This window comes from Caballeronia catudaia (assembly GCF_001544755.2).
Taxonomy (GTDB): Bacteria; Pseudomonadota; Gammaproteobacteria; order Burkholderiales; family Burkholderiaceae; genus Caballeronia; species Caballeronia catudaia.
This window is the reverse complement of sequence record NZ_FCOF02000062.1, coordinates 1-13842: the sequence shown is the minus strand read 5'-3', so window position 1 is coordinate 13842 and position 13842 is coordinate 1. Positions and strand designations below refer to the sequence as shown.

Below are 13842 nucleotides of genomic sequence, written 5' to 3'. Positions count from 1 at the left end.
GAGTATAGAGTGATGGAAAACTCGAAACCCGTCAGGGGTTTGTATGACGAACCAATGTGGAAAAGCATGGAGTCGGGCGTTCTCGAGCTTCAGCGTTGTGAATCATGCGCTCAATTCCGGTACCCGCCGGCATCGCATTGTCCGAACTGCCTTTCAGATCAAACCGTTTGGGAAAGGATTTCTGGCGGAGCGACGATCCTAAGCTGGGTTGTTTTCAGACGACAGTACTTCGGGGATCATCCGACGCCGTGCAACTCCATAGCGGTCGAGCTTGATGAAGGACCGATCTTGATTACTCAGCTCGTCGGTACACAGCCAGAAAGTTCGTGGATTGGAGAGCGGGTCCAAATCGAAATATATACACATAACGGTCGTAAGCAACACGGCGCCAGGTTGGCAAACAGGTTCAACCCTGGCATGGCGGCACAGTCGGCCACATTGCGTAAGGGTTCTACGGACGAATACGACGGGAAAACGCCCGCGGACGGTAGGCAGACTTAGGTATCGCAAATGCGAATACCATGGATGCGAATTTGTGGTTTTACGATATGCCGCTTCATTTTTATACTTTGAGAAATGGCCGGTCACGATGTGTAGAGATCTCGTCGAGGACGAGATCGTGCTTGTGGCCGAGGGGGCGTCGGACAGTCGTTACGCCAAACGGCTCTTACCGCCGAAAAGCCGTGGTGGCATTTCCAGCTTAACTAATGGGTAGATTATGTTGATCAATGAGTCTAGTTCGACGCGAGACAATGCGGTGGTGCTTGGTGAAGGTTGCCGTGCGGAAGGTGAATCTATCAAGGACGACGGCGTGATCGCTACGCGGGCGACATGGTACCGTGGTGGTACCAGTAAGGCCCTATTCGTCCTGCGGAGCGATCTTCCGCAAGAGGCTACTGACGATCTCGACTCTTGGATTCGCGCTGTATTCGGAAGTCCGGATCGGCGTCAAATCGACGGAATCGGCGGTGCCGATCTGGTCACCAGCAAATTTGCATTGATAGGCCCGTCAACTCATCCGGACGCGGATGTCGACTACTCCTTCTTTCAAGTGGGCATTGACTCGAACATCGTTGCGACTGACTTGAACTGTGGGAACATTTCTGCCGCGGTGGCACCCTTTGCGATCGAGAGCGGACTGGTAAAGCCGACCGAAGGGCAGCAAACGGTCACCATTCACAACACCAACGACGGAACGCTTTTTTACGTCACTTTAAATGTCAAAGATGGGCGGGTCATCACGACGGGCGACTTTCGTTGCGACGGCGTACCCGGTACGGGTGCTCCGGTACGACTTGACTTCAAAGCAACTGCTGGTGGGCGAACTGGGAAGCTTCTGCCTACGGGAAACTTACGCGATACCTTTGATGTGCCTGGTTTCGGACCGATAGAAGCTTCGGTCGTTGACATCGCTAATCTGATCGTTTTCGCACGTGCATCGTCGTTTGGCCTGAAGGGAAACGAAGATCCCATTGCAATCCAAAGCGACACAAAGCTGATGGCGGCCGTCGAACATCTTCGAGGAGCTGTCGCTCAGCGACTCGGCTTTGTCGAGGACGTTAAGGACTCGATCTGGAAATCCCCTGGCACGCCATTTGTGTCGCTTGTATCGGAGGCGCAGGACTGGGTCACCTTCGATGAGCGTACGACGCGCTCCGCAGACACATGCGATTTCATGGCGCGCGGCTTCACAATGCAACTGGCGCACAAAGCGTATTGGGCGACGGGCAGCGTGTGTACGGGCGTTGCGGCTGCGCTTTCCGGTTCGATCGTTAATGAGGTCGCAAGCTCTCAATCGCTCAAAAATGGAATTTTCCGCATTGCACATCCGGTCGGCACAATCGATGTCGAGATCGAAGTCAGCCGGGATCCGCACGGGGGAAATTACACGGTGAACAAAGCTCAACTGCTACGCACCGCCCGCAAGCTGATGGAAGGAACCGTATTCGCAAGCCGCGAACGTCTCGTTTGAGACGATCGGAGATTGTGCGACGGTATAGAAGACTAATTCAATTGTGCGCGTCGGGCGGCGACGCTCGATGCGCGAGAAATGCCGCGTTGCCGCTGCGATGCAAACACTGAAGAACTGACGTTTCTACGTCGGTAGGGCACGACGAACCGTCGTGGCTACTACCTACGTTCTTCCTTGCCGCTCAACTCCCACATGCATGGATGAGGAATTGCTGAAAGGCCTTCCCCGGTTCCGTCATCCCATTGCCTTTACGCCATATTAGACCCGCGTCCATTTGAGGAACGGTATCCGCCACTGGACGGGCCACGATTGGCTTACCTTCAAGCGACCATGGTCTAAAGAGCATATCGGAAAGTATGGTAACGCCAAACCCATGAGCGACCAGGCCACGCAAAGCTTCCATTGAGGTGGTCCTAAAAGCGATGTTCGGTGCAAGGCGTTGCTTCTTCCAATATCGACTGGTCGACTCTTCGCCTTCATCGACGGTCACCTGAACGTATGGGTAAGCGGCTATATCCTTAAGGGAGGGTGAAGCATTCTCCGCGAGTGGATGTGTCGGTGCTAGCCACAGTTGACGTCGGGAACGGATTAATACATGGCTCTCGAATCGTGACATCCGTTCAATATTGGAGAGGATCGCAACGCCTACATCCACGTCGCCGTTTGCCACCATATGCTCAATAGACACGCGATCAACGTCGTTTAGAACGATGTTCACGCCCGGATACGTTGCTCGAAAGCGAGCCAACAGTTCGGGAAGGAAGTAACCAACTACTGTGTAAGAAGCAGCGATTCGGACGATCCCACACAAATCGTGCGATCGGAACGGCGTCTTGTGCATCGCGTCGCGCACGCTGTCTAAGACTCGCCTTGCGTGGCTAAGAAAGTCTTGACCCTCTGGCGTTAAAGCGACACCGTGCGGAAGGCGCTCGAACAGCTTCCTTCCGAGCATGTCTTCAAGAGCCAGAACGGCGTTCGTAATGGCTGACTGTGAGACATGTTCATTGGCCGCCGCCATTGAGAATTGGCCGGTCTGAGCGGCCGCTACGAAGTAGCGGAGCTGGCGAAAAGTCACATTTTCAGCCATCTGGTTTTCGCATATCAGGTTTCGATATTTTTGATTTTACCATTGCCGAAGACCAAAATATACTGGCTCAAACATTACAATCGGAGACAACATGAAGCCCTACTACACATTAAAAGACGCGCGAGACGCCAGCCACGCTTACGGCCGGCGCTGACGTTACTCTGCGTGGGCTTTCCCTCGCGACGTTGGCTGTCCCACCCCTCGATCCGGCGCGATCGCGCTGGTGCGACCGATCATCCTCTACTCGTGCGGCCTTAACTCATGTCAGAAGCAAACACGCTCTACGACAAGCTGTGGAACACGCATGTCGTCCACACCGAACAGGACGGTACCTCGATCCTCTACATCGACCGTCACCTGCTGCACGAAGTGACGAGCCCGCAGGCCTTCGAAGGCCTGAAGCTCGCACAGCGCCCGGTGTGGCGCATTAGCGCGAATCTGGCGGTGTCCGACCACAATGTGCCGACCACCGAACGCTCGCACGGCATCGCCGATCCGGTTTCGAAGCTGCAGGTCGATACGCTCGACGCAAACTGCGATAGCTTCGGCATCACGCAGTTCAAGATGAACGATCTGCGTCAGGGCATCGTGCACATCATCGGGCCGGAGCAAGGCGCGACGCTGCCGGGCATGACGATCGTCTGCGGCGACTCGCACACGTCCACGCACGGCGCGTTCGGCGCGCTCGCGCACGGCATCGGCACCTCGGAAGTGGAGCACGTGCTCGCCACGCAAACGCTCCTGCAGAAGAAGAGCAAGAACATGCTCGTGAAGGTCGAAGGCCAGTTGCCGCGCGGCTGCACCGCGAAGGACATCGTGCTCGCGATCATCGGCAAGATCGGCACGGCGGGCGGCACGGGTTACGCGATGGAATTCGGCGGCTCGACTATCCGCGCGCTGACGATGGAAGGCCGCATGACGGTCTGCAACATGGCGATCGAAGCGGGCGCGCGCGCCGGCATGGTCGCCGTGGACGACACGACCATCAACTATCTGATGGATCGTCCGTACTCGCCGCAGGGCGATGAGTGGAATCAAGCGGTGGAATACTGGCGCCAGTTCAAGTCGGATGACGGTGCTCAGTTCGATCGCGTCGTCGAGATCGATGCCGCGGAAATCCTGCCGCAAGTCACGTGGGGTACGTCGCCCGAAATGGTGACCTCGATCGACGGCTGCGTGCCCGATCCCGAGAAGGAAAAGGACCCCGTTAAGCGCGACGCGATGGAACGTGCGCTGACCTATATGGCGTTGCAGCCGAACACGCCGATCGAATCGATCAAGCCGGACAAGATTTTCATCGGCTCGTGCACCAACGCGCGCATCGAAGACCTGCGCGCCGCCGCGTATGTCGTGAAGTCGCTGGGCAAGCGCGTCGCGTCGAACGTTCGTCTCGCGATGGTCGTGCCGGGCTCGGGTCTCGTGAAGGCGCAGGCCGAGCGCGAGGGTCTCGACAAGATCTTCACGAACGCCGGTTTCGAATGGCGCGAGCCGGGCTGCTCGATGTGTCTCGCGATGAATGCCGACCGGCTGGAGCCGGGCGAGCGCTGCGCGTCCACGTCGAACCGCAATTTCGAAGGCCGTCAGGGCGCGGGCGGGCGCACGCACCTTGTGAGCCCCGCGATGGCCGCCGCCGCCGCGATAGAAGGCCACTTCGTCGACGTGCGCAAGCTTGCTTGATCGAACGGGACACTGAGGAAGGTCATGGAAAAATTCATTGTGCATAGCGGCCTCGTTGCGCCGCTCGATCGCGAGAACGTCGACACGGACGCGATCATTCCGAAGCAGTTCCTGAAGTCGATCAAGCGTACGGGCTTCGGTCCGAACGCGTTCGACGAATGGCGTTACCTTGATGTTGGACAACCCGGTCAGGACAACAGCAAGCGCCCGCTGAACCCGGACTTCGTGCTGAATCAGCCGCGCTATCAGGGTGCATCGATTCTGCTCACGCGCAAGAACTTCGGCTGCGGCAGCTCGCGCGAGCACGCGCCGTGGGCACTGGATCAGTACGGCTTTCGCGTGATCATCGCGCCGAGCTTCGCGGATATTTTCTACAGCAACTGCTTCAAGAATGGTCTGCTGCCGGTCGTGCTCACTGAGCAGGAGGTCGACAAGCTGTTCAACGAAACGTATGCGTCCGTCGGTTTCCAATTGACGATCGATCTCGAGGCGCAAGTCGTGCGTACGGGCGACAGCGCGGAGTACGCGTTCGAAGTGCCCGGTTTCCGCAAGTACTGTTTGCTGAACGGTTTCGACGATATCGGCCTTACGCTGCGTCGCGCGGACAAGATCAAGCAGTTCGAAGCGGAGCGCCTCGCCAAGCAGCCGTGGCTGAACAATCGAGTGACCGGATAAACCTAAGCGCGCAAACGCAGAAGGAAGAGACGATGAAGATTGCAGTGTTGCCCGGCGACGGGATCGGTCCGGAAATCATGGCCGAAGCGGTCAAAGTCCTGAACGCGCTCGGCGAGAAGTTCGAGTTGGAAGAAGCGCCCGTTGGCGGCGCTGGCTACGAGGCGAGCGGCCATCCGCTGCCCGAAGCGACGCTCCAGCTCGCGAAGGAAGCAGACGCGATCCTATTCGGTGCAGTCGGCGACTGGAAGTACGACAAGCTCGAACGCGCGCTGCGTCCGGAACAGGCGATTCTCGGGCTGCGCAAGCATTTGCAGCTCTTCGCGAACTTCCGTCCGGCGATCTGCTATCCGCAACTGACGGGCGCGTCGTCGTTGAAGCCGGAAATCGTGTCTGGGCTCGACATCCTGATCGTCCGTGAACTGAACGGCGATATCTACTTCGGAGCGCCGCGCGGCCTGCGTGACGCCCCGGACGGTCTGTTCCAGGGTGCGAAGGAAGGCTTCGACACGATGCGCTATTCCGAGCCCGAAGTGCGCCGCATCGCGCACGTCGCGTTTCAGGCGGCGCAAAAGCGCCAGAAGAAGCTGACGAGCGTCGACAAGGCGAACGTGCTCGAAACGTCGCAACTGTGGCGCGACACGATGATCGACGTCGCGAAGGAATATGCGGACGTCGAGTTGTCGCACATGTACGTCGACAACGCCGCGATGCAGCTCGTGAAGGCGCCAAAAGCGTTCGACGTGGTCGTCACCGGGAACATGTTCGGTGACATCCTCTCGGACGAAGCCGCGATGCTCACGGGCTCCATCGGCATGCTGCCGTCGGCGTCGCTCGACAAGAACAACAAGGGCTTGTACGAGCCGTCGCACGGCTCGGCGCCGGACATCGCGGGCAAGGGCGTCGCCAACCCGCTCGCAACCATCCTCTCGGCCGCGATGATGCTGCGTTATTCGCTTGGCAAGACGGAACAGGCGGATCGTATCGAAAGCGCGGTTAAGAAAGTGCTGGAACAGGGCTTTCGCACCGGCGATATCGCGACGGCGGACGGCGTGGTCGTCGGCACCAAGGAGATTGGTGACGCGGTCGTCAAAGCGTTGTAGAGGTCTCCAGCGCTCTCGACCGCGGTGACATTCAGAGTGAGTCTTATGGCGCTTAAGCCGCTGAATTCTGATATTAAAACTGCAAGCGGCCGTATTACGCTGCACATTCATCAACAACGTAGGAGACAAAATGGCTAGCGCCCGACCTTACGCGGAGGATTATCAACCGAAATCAAACGGTTCGATAATTGAACATGCGACAACCGCTTCTCAAAGCGCAGAAATATCGGCGCGTCTCGATAGATTGCCGGGGACGCGTTCAGTCTGGAAACTAATTGCAGTCCTCAGTTTAGGATTTTTTTTCGAGCTGTACGATCTGTTATTCAGTGGCTATATCGCTCCCGGTCTCGTAAAAAGCGGAATTCTGACCGCAACAACAACGGGGCTTTTTGGAACCTCGGGAATAGCGAGTTTTATCTCTGCTTTATTCACGGGGTTGTTCGTCGGGACATTTGCATGCGGATTTCTCGCGGACAAGTTTGGCCGCCGCGCCATCTTCACATATTCGCTGTTGTGGTATGTCGCCGCGAACGCGATGATGGCCTTTCAAACCACGGCATTTGGACTTAATGCATGGCGCTTCGTTTCCGGAATCGGGATTGGCGTTGAGTTGATTACGATTGGCACCTATATGTCGGAGCTTGCCCCAAAGCATCTCCGTGGACGTGCATTTGCCGTGTGCCAAGCAATCGGCTTTTCGGCTGTGCCCATTGTTGCATTCCTCTCATACCTCCTGGTGCCGTTGAGCCCGTTCGGGTTCGATGGCTGGCGGTGGGTGGCTTTGATCGGTGGAGTGAGTGCTCTGTTTATCTGGTGGTTCCGGCGCAATTTGCCCGAGAGTCCTCGGTGGTTGGCGACCAAAGGTCGTTTTGAGGAAGCCAACGCAATCTTGACAAAATTAGAGGCAAAGGTTGCTCGCGAACGCGGTGGGAAGTTGCCGGAAATCGGCCCGTGCGATCCCATAGTCAAGCAGGCTAGTTTTTCCGATATTTGGAAGCCCCCGTACCGAAGCCGTACTATCATGCTGCTCATTTTCCACGTATTCCAGACTATCGGATTCTACGGGTTCGCAAACTGGGTGCCCACCTTGCTCATTAAGCAAGGAATTAATGTGACACATAGCCTTTTGTTTACTTCCATCATCGCTCTTGCAGCACCCGTCGGACCGCTGATCGGATTTTGGATTGCGGACCGATTTGAACGCAAGCACGTAATCATGTGTATGGCTGGCGTCAATATCATATGCGGCTTGCTTTTCTCACAAGTCAGTGCCGCTGTGGCGATCATCACACTAGGGGTTTGCCTCACCCTCGCAGGCAACATCATTTCTTTCACCTTTCACACGTATCAGCAAGAGTTGTATCCGACTACGATCCGCGCTCGCGCCGTAGGCTTTGTGTACTCGTTTAGCCGTCTATCAGCGGTATTTACTTCCTTCCTCATTGCGTTTGTCTTGAAGGACTTCGGCGTTGTGGGAGTATTCGTGTTCATTGCTGGAGCAATGCTACTCGTCATTCTGACCATTGGAGCATTGGGACCGAAAACGCGCGGAAAATCCCTCGACAGCATATCTCACTAAGTTTGCCCGAATTAGGTCGTCGAGCGGCAAATCAGCCGCATCGTCGACCATGTTTTTCGAAGGGGCTTCCAGAGACCAAGGGTTTTCAATAGCTTGCTTCGAGACTATCGATCCGCCACGCGGGTTTAACGAGCCCGACAAAAGACGTTAAAAAGGCCGGGTGGCTATCCAGACGTTTTGAACAGCTACCCTTAGCTCTTGCCGCTGAGCGCTAACGCCTTCGTGCACGATTTAATTGCTGTTATCCCCGTCGCAAGCGTAAGACATTGATTGCCAATCCGCGCCGAGGGACGTCGCCGGACGATTTATAGAATGGTTATTCGCAACGCACGTCGGCAACGTCTCACTCGAAATAAGTAGATCCAACTTGGAGACTTTAACAATGAAAAAGGCAGCGTTGGTGCTAACCACCATTTCTCTATCGGTGAGTTCTGCTTATGCACAAAGCAGCATCGCGTTGTACGGTATCGTCGATGCTGGCTTTATATATTCAAACAACGTTGGCGGTCAGAAGCTCTATTCGATGAATAGCGGGAATCTCCAAGGAAGTCGTTGGGGGCTGCGTGGTACCGAGGACCTAGGCGGTGGCGTCAAAGCCCTTTTTGTCATGGAGAATGGCTTCAACATTATGACCGGAGCGCTCGGTCAGGGCGGGGACGAGTTTGGTCGGCAGGTGTACGTCGGATTGTCGTCCAATCAACTCGGTACGGCTACCTTGGGCCGGCAGTATGACTCCGTGGTCGATTACACCGGCGGCTTCGCGGTGGGTGCTCAGTGGGCATCGTCCTTCGCCGCGCACCCTGGGGATCTGGACAATATGATCAATACAAACCGGGTCAACAACGCCGTCAAGTACACAAGTCCGACGTTCGGCGGCTTCAAATTCGGCGGCCTGTATAGCCTTGGTGGCGTTGCCGGACAGTTCAACCGAAATCAGATCTGGTCGGTAGGCGTCGGCTATTCGCAAGGACCTTTGCAAGCGGGCGTTGGGTACCTTAACGTGAAAGACCCGAACTATTCCTTCTGGGGCAACAACGCAAATTCACGAACCGATACGGCAACACCGACGGCCTCCAACTTTCCCGCGAGCCGCGTCATTTCTGGTTACGCGTCGGCACAGACTCAGCAGGTGATCGCTGCCGGGGGGGCTTATACATTCGGCGCCGCTACTGTCGGTGCAACCTATAGCAACACGCAGTTTAAGGATCTCGGCACCGTAGCAGGGGCAGGCCTGAACCCTGTGGGATACACAGGTGGTTCGGCAAAATTCCACAGCGCGGAGATCAGCTTTAAGTATCAACTGACGCCAGCTCTATTGCTTGGCGCCGCGTACGATTACACCAAGGGATACGGCGTGAACGACGCCAAGTACCACCAAGGCATGCTCGGGGTCGACTATTTCCTGTCAAAGCGAACCGATGTGTATGTCGACACTGTGTATCAACACGCGAGCGGGACGGACTCGACCGGGCGTAGTGCGGTGGCGAGCATCAATCTACTTACGCCCTCGTCGACCTCGAATCAGATCGTCGCGATTGCGGGAATCCGACACAAGTTCTGAGCGTTTCAGCGCTGGCCGCAATGGGGATGCGCCCGAACGCCTCCCCTTTTTCATTTAGCGAACCAATCCGTAAGCGTCATCGCATCGAATGACATCTGCTTTTTGAAATGCCACCGCTCCCAGACACCGCCGCGCCAGTAGCAATGGGACGAATCTTGTCGACCGGACGAACCCCCAGTGAGTCACCTGCCAGCGATCCGTCCACGACAAGCAGTGCCATGAACGAATCTGATGCGCAAGCTCCATTCGAAAAACTCATATCGGAATTCCGAATTTATGATTTTACGATAGGAGAAGCGATTTTTATACTCCGAAGAAACTATAGATCCGCGGAGACTGCATGATGTCCATGACCGTTGGAAAGCCTGAAGAGGCAATCGGCGCACTTTCCACGTCCGTGTCCCTAGAAGACAAGTACGTCAAACCGCAAGGCCGCGTCTACATGACCGGCACCCAGGCACTTGTGCGGATGTTGCTTGCGCAAAAGCTGCGGGACGAGTCTCAAGGCTTGAAGACAGGCGGGTTCGTGTCCGGCTATCGAGGCTCCCCGCTTGGCGCCGTGGACCAAGAGCTGTGGAAAGCGAAGAAGCATTTAACCGCAAGCAACATCAAGTTTGTCCCGGGCCTGAACGAAGAGCTGGCGGCCACGGCGGTTTGGGGCAGCCAGATGGTCAATCTCGACCCAAACGCAACGGTCGACGGCGTGTTCTCGATGTGGTACGGAAAAGGGCCAGGTGTTGATCGCAGCGGTGATGTGTTCAAGCACGGGAATATCGCTGGCACTTCCAAACATGGTGGCGTTTTGGTCATCGCCGGCGACGACCACAGCTGCAAGTCGTCGAGCCTGCCTCATCAAAGCGAACACGCATTCATTGCGGCGATGATGCCCGTGATGAACCCGTCCGGTGTTCGTGAGTTCGTAGAGTTTGGCCTTCACGGTTGGGCAATGTCCCGATATTCCGGTTGTTGGGTTGGCTTCAAGACCATTACCGACACCATCGAGACGTCATCTTCGTTCGAAGTTGATCCATCGGCCGTCGAAATCAAGATCCCCGAAACCTATCCGATTCCGCCCGACGGGTTTTCCTTGCGTTGGCCTGACGCGCCTTTGGAGCAGGAGAACAGGCTTCAGCGAGAGCGGCTATACGCACTTCTTGAGTACGTGAGGCTGAATAAGCTCAACCGCCAACTCTGGAACGCGCCCGACGCCCGCTTTGGAATTGTCACCACAGGTAAGAGCTACCTTGATACGCGCGAGGCGCTCTCGCTTCTCGGACTCGACGAGAACTCTGCGAGCCGACTTGGAATTCGCTTGCTTAAGATTGGAGTTTCTTGGCCTCTCGAGCCGCAGTGCGTTCGGGAGTTTGCTGACGGTCTTTCCGAAATCCTGGTAGTCGAAGAGAAGCGGCAAATTATCGAGTATCAGATTAAAGAACAGCTCTACAACGAGCCCGTTTCATCGCGGCCGCGCGTGGTCGGTAAGTATGCGGAGGTCGGGGAGTGGGTTCAGATTCCAAAAGATGGCATCCTTCTCTCGCCCAATGGGGAGCTTAACGCTTCGGTAATCGCCGGAACAATTGCGGCGCGGCTTGCCCGTGCACTCGGAAGGGATAGTCTACCCGCAAGCGTACAAGCCTTCTTGGAGCCGACTACCGGTACTGAAGCACGCTCCGCGCTTCATTCGAAACTGCCGCAGCGCGTGCCGTACTTCTGCTCGGGGTGCCCGCACAATACGTCCACAAAGGTCCCGGAAGGAAGTCGCGCTGTGGCTGGCATCGGCTGCCATTTCATGTCCATGTGGATGGACCGAAGCACCGAAACGTTCACGCAGATGGGCGGAGAGGGCGTTTCCTGGATTGGACAAGCACCTTTCACGTCAACGCGCCACATTTTCGCCAATTTGGGCGACGGCACATATATGCACTCGGGGTCGCTCGCGATTCGAGCTGCCGTTGCGGCTGGCGTCAACATTACCTACAAAATTCTCTACAACGACGCTGTTGCGATGACCGGCGGCCAGCCTGTTGAAGGCGCACCAAGTGTTTTGCAAATACTGAATCAGGTTGCTGCAGAAGGCGTGAAGCAGGTGCATCTTGTCACTGACGAACCCGAACATTTCCAGGCGGTCACTTTGCCTGCGGGAACGAGGCTGCTTCATCGCGACAACATGGATGAACTGCAGCGAGAGTTGAGAGACGTCGAAGGCGTGACGGTGATCGTTTATGCCCAGACATGCGCCGCCGAAAAGCGTCGTCGTCGGAAGCAGAAAAAGCTGAGCGATCCTGCGCGCCGCGTGTTGATCAACGAAGAAGTGTGTGAAGGTTGTGGGGATTGTGGAACGCAGTCGAACTGTGTGTCGATTTTGCCGCTTGAGACTCCGCTCGGACGAAAGCGCACGATCGACCAAAGTTCGTGCAACAAGGATTACTCGTGCCTGAAGGGATTCTGCCCGAGCTTCGTCACAGTCGAGGGTGGCGCCTTGCGCAAGCCTCAAAAAGCGGAGGCAGTGGTTCCATCGGATTTGCCGCCAGCGAAGCTGCCTGACTTGGCCGAACCCTTCAACGTCGTCGTGACCGGCGTTGGCGGAACTGGCGTGGTGACTATTGGCGCCTTGATGGGTATGGCCGCGCATATCGAGGGAAAGGGAGTGTTGGTCCTGGATATGGCCGGAATGGCGCAGAAGGGTGGTGCGGTGATGTCCCATATTCGCATCGCGCAAAGCCCTGACGCGTTGCATGCCGCACGGGTTGCATCCGGAAAGGCCAAGTTGATCCTTGGCTGCGACATGATGGTGGCTGCAGGAAAGGATGCAGCCGCTCTATCTGATCCGACCGATACGGTGTCTATCTTGAATCTGGACGTGGCTCCGACCGGAAGCTTCGCTCGAGACCCTGATTGGTCTGCGTCAGCGCAGGGATTGCTGAGTCAAGTTCAGCAGACCTCGCTCATCACCGAATCACTTGAGGCAACGCGCATCGCGACGGCGCTCATGGGTGATGCTGTTGCGACGAACATGTTCCTGCTCGGCTTTGCGTGGCAACGCGGATTCATTCCGCTCGAAGAGCGCTCGCTGATGCGCGCGATTGAGTTGAACGGTGCGGCCATCGAAATGAACAAGACGGCTTTTGCTTGGGGACGTCAAGCAGCGCTTGATATCAACAAAGTTCGGGCAGCGGCAGGTATCGGCGAGTCTGTAAGTGTGATTTTGATGCCAGCGAAGAGAAACTCGTTGGAGCAGATTATTTCTGACCGTGTTGAACGGCTGACTGCCTACCAGAACGCGGCATACGCGCGTCGGTACGAGTCGTTCGTCCGAGAGGTCGCTGCGACCGAGCAAAGCCGGATTGGCGGCGAGAAGGTAAGTCGAGAAATTGCCATCAGCTTGTACAAGCTGATGGCATATAAAGATGAGTACGAGGTGGCACGGCTCTATACGGAGACGGACTTCGTTGAGCGTGCGAAGAAAATGTTCGAGGGAAATTTTGAACTTCGATTCCATCTCGCACCACCGCTCCTCGCGAAGAAGGACAACAACGGACGGCTCGTAAAGCAGCAGTATGGAAGTTGGATGCTGTCGGCGTTCAAGGTACTGGCGAAAGCAAGATTTCTGAGAGGGTCCGTGCTTGATCCTTTCGGATATACCTCGGAACGTCGCCATGAGCGCAAGGCAGTCGAAGACTACAAGACGTCAATCCGGAAGGTGATCGACCTGCTTGATGCGCAGCGACTCAATACGGCTATCGAGCTTGCGAAGCTCCCGCAATCCATTCGAGGCTACGGGCATGTTAAGGATCGAAACGCTCAACTCGCCGAGGAGAAGCTCAAAACCTTGACCGCGCAATATGGACGCACGGATTCTCAATTGAACAAAGCGGCGGCTTAACAACGTAGAGATGATGCGCGTATGGCGTGTAGTTCCTCATACGTATGCCTAACAACGTGAAGCAGAACAGCGGTGGAGACAGAGATGAACAGAATGACCGGATTAAATTTCACTCTCGGCGAAGATATTGATATGCTGCGCGATTCGCTCGCCAATTTCGCGGCGAAGGAAATCGCGCCGCGCGCGGGCGAAATCGATCACACCGACCAGTTCCCGATGGACCTCTGGAAAAAGCTCGGCGATCTCGGCGTGCTCGGCATGACCGTCTCCGAGGAATACGGCGGCGCGAACATGGGCTACACGGCGCA

10 protein-coding genes are annotated in these 13842 nt (G+C 56.3%); 9 read left to right on the top strand and 1 reads right to left on the bottom strand.

Going from position 1 to position 13842, the window contains the following annotated elements; genetic code table 11:
• Positions 1-12: 12 nt before the first annotated feature.
• Positions 13-501: a Zn-ribbon domain-containing OB-fold protein gene (locus AWB75_RS39595; protein ID WP_143746604.1), complete on the top strand. Its 489-nt coding sequence runs from the start codon at positions 13-15 to the stop codon at positions 499-501.
• A 217-nt stretch (positions 502-718) separates the two neighbouring features.
• Positions 719-1972 (top strand): 2-methylaconitate cis-trans isomerase PrpF family protein, encoded by a 1254-nt coding sequence (locus tag AWB75_RS33230; protein WP_061128222.1) that lies wholly within the window; start codon positions 719-721, stop codon positions 1970-1972.
• 181 nt (positions 1973-2153) lie between these two features.
• On the opposite strand, the gene AWB75_RS33225 is transcribed toward AWB75_RS33230, so the two are convergent.
• Positions 2154-3059 carry a LysR family transcriptional regulator gene (locus AWB75_RS33225; protein ID WP_061128221.1) on the bottom strand — a complete coding sequence of 302 codons (906 nt, stop codon included), beginning with the start codon at positions 3057-3059 and terminating at the stop codon, positions 2154-2156.
• 261 nt (positions 3060-3320) lie between these two features.
• Between AWB75_RS33225 and leuC the strand changes: the two genes are divergently transcribed.
• From leuC to AWB75_RS33190, 7 genes are all read left to right on the top strand, one after another.
• Positions 3321-4736 carry a 3-isopropylmalate dehydratase large subunit gene (gene leuC, locus AWB75_RS33220; RefSeq protein WP_061128220.1) on the top strand — a complete coding sequence of 472 codons (1416 nt, stop codon included), beginning with the start codon at positions 3321-3323 and terminating at the stop codon, positions 4734-4736.
• Positions 4737-4760: 24 nt separating this feature from the next.
• On the top strand, positions 4761-5411 hold the full coding sequence (gene leuD / locus AWB75_RS33215; RefSeq protein ID WP_061128219.1) for a 3-isopropylmalate dehydratase small subunit: 651 nt from the start codon (positions 4761-4763) through the stop codon (positions 5409-5411).
• Between the two features lie 32 nt (positions 5412-5443).
• Positions 5444-6511 (top strand): 3-isopropylmalate dehydrogenase, encoded by a 1068-nt coding sequence (gene leuB, locus AWB75_RS33210; RefSeq protein ID WP_061128218.1) that lies wholly within the window; start codon positions 5444-5446, stop codon positions 6509-6511.
• Between the two features lie 130 nt (positions 6512-6641).
• Complete coding sequence (locus tag AWB75_RS33205; RefSeq protein ID WP_061128217.1) at positions 6642-8090, top strand: MFS transporter; 1449 nt, start codon at positions 6642-6644, stop codon at positions 8088-8090.
• 382 nt (positions 8091-8472) lie between these two features.
• Entirely contained in the window at positions 8473-9651 is a 1179-nt protein-coding gene (locus AWB75_RS33200) for a porin (RefSeq protein ID WP_061128216.1), read from the top strand.
• Positions 9652-9991: 340 nt separating this feature from the next.
• Positions 9992-13534, top strand: a complete 3543-nt coding sequence (locus tag AWB75_RS33195) for an indolepyruvate ferredoxin oxidoreductase family protein (protein WP_235012366.1) — start codon at positions 9992-9994, stop codon at positions 13532-13534.
• 84 nt (positions 13535-13618) lie between these two features.
• Positions 13619-13842, top strand: a 224-nt coding sequence (locus tag AWB75_RS33190; RefSeq protein ID WP_200823071.1) for an acyl-CoA dehydrogenase family protein, incomplete at its 3' end; no start/stop codon positions are given.

Excerpts from the sequence above, each read along its gene's own strand:
- leuB (WP_061128218.1), top strand. The coding sequence starts at position 5,444 with ATGAAGATTGCAGTGTTGCCCGGCGACGGGATCGGTCCGGAAATCATG.
- AWB75_RS33225 (WP_061128221.1), bottom strand. The coding sequence starts at position 3,059 with ATGGCTGAAAATGTGACTTTTCGCCAGCTCCGCTACTTCGTAGCGGCC.
- AWB75_RS33200 (WP_061128216.1), top strand. The coding sequence starts at position 8,473 with ATGAAAAAGGCAGCGTTGGTGCTAACCACCATTTCTCTATCGGTGAGT.
- leuC (WP_061128220.1), top strand. The coding sequence starts at position 3,321 with ATGTCAGAAGCAAACACGCTCTACGACAAGCTGTGGAACACGCATGTC.
- leuD (WP_061128219.1), top strand. The coding sequence starts at position 4,761 with ATGGAAAAATTCATTGTGCATAGCGGCCTCGTTGCGCCGCTCGATCGC.
- AWB75_RS33230 (WP_061128222.1), top strand. The coding sequence starts at position 719 with ATGTTGATCAATGAGTCTAGTTCGACGCGAGACAATGCGGTGGTGCTT.
- AWB75_RS33205 (WP_061128217.1), top strand. The coding sequence starts at position 6,642 with ATGGCTAGCGCCCGACCTTACGCGGAGGATTATCAACCGAAATCAAAC.
- AWB75_RS33195 (WP_235012366.1), top strand. The coding sequence starts at position 9,992 with ATGATGTCCATGACCGTTGGAAAGCCTGAAGAGGCAATCGGCGCACTT.
- AWB75_RS39595 (WP_143746604.1), top strand. The coding sequence starts at position 13 with ATGGAAAACTCGAAACCCGTCAGGGGTTTGTATGACGAACCAATGTGG.